Origin of the sequence: Mesorhizobium sp. M2A.F.Ca.ET.067.02.1.1 (genome assembly GCF_004023285.1) — a bacterium.
In the GTDB taxonomy this organism is placed as follows: Bacteria; Pseudomonadota; Alphaproteobacteria; order Rhizobiales; family Rhizobiaceae; genus Mesorhizobium.
Genome location: NZ_RZSB01001455.1, coordinates 1 through 417, shown reverse-complemented (window position 1 = coordinate 417; position 417 = coordinate 1). Strand labels below are relative to the sequence as shown.

Genomic DNA, 417 nt, shown 5'->3' with positions numbered 1-417 from the left:
TCAACGACCTGCGCGCCGTGGAAGTGCGGCTGGAGCAGCTCGGCCAGTTCGAGCAGCGCATCAGCGCCCGCCTCGACACCGTCAACAACGGGTTCCAGAGCCGATTCGAAAACCTCGACGACCAGCTGCAGGCGAAGTTCAGCGAGGTCAATGGCGGCATCGCCCGGCTGGGCCAGAGCCGGCCAGTCGGCGATGAACCGATGGCGAGCGCGCCCGAGCCGGAGGCGGCCCCAGCCAGCACCGAGACGGAGCCGTCGGCCTTTGCTGAAAACACGGCGGACCCAGGATCCGTCGAAATGCCCCCGCTGAGGAAGCGGGCACCGCCGCCTGCCCCGAACCCTGCCTACCAGCGCATCCAGCAGGCGGACGGCAAGGTCTACTACCGCAAAATCAACTGATTTTGCCGAGTGTTCCGGG

Annotated in this window: 1 protein-coding gene; it reads left to right on the top strand. The window is 66.9% G+C overall.

Annotated features, from left to right (window positions below):
• A partial coding sequence (locus EOA28_RS38300) for a hypothetical protein (RefSeq protein ID WP_128315969.1) occupies nt 1–398 on the top strand: 398 nt, incomplete at its 5' end.
• Nucleotides 399–417 lie beyond the last annotated feature (19 nt).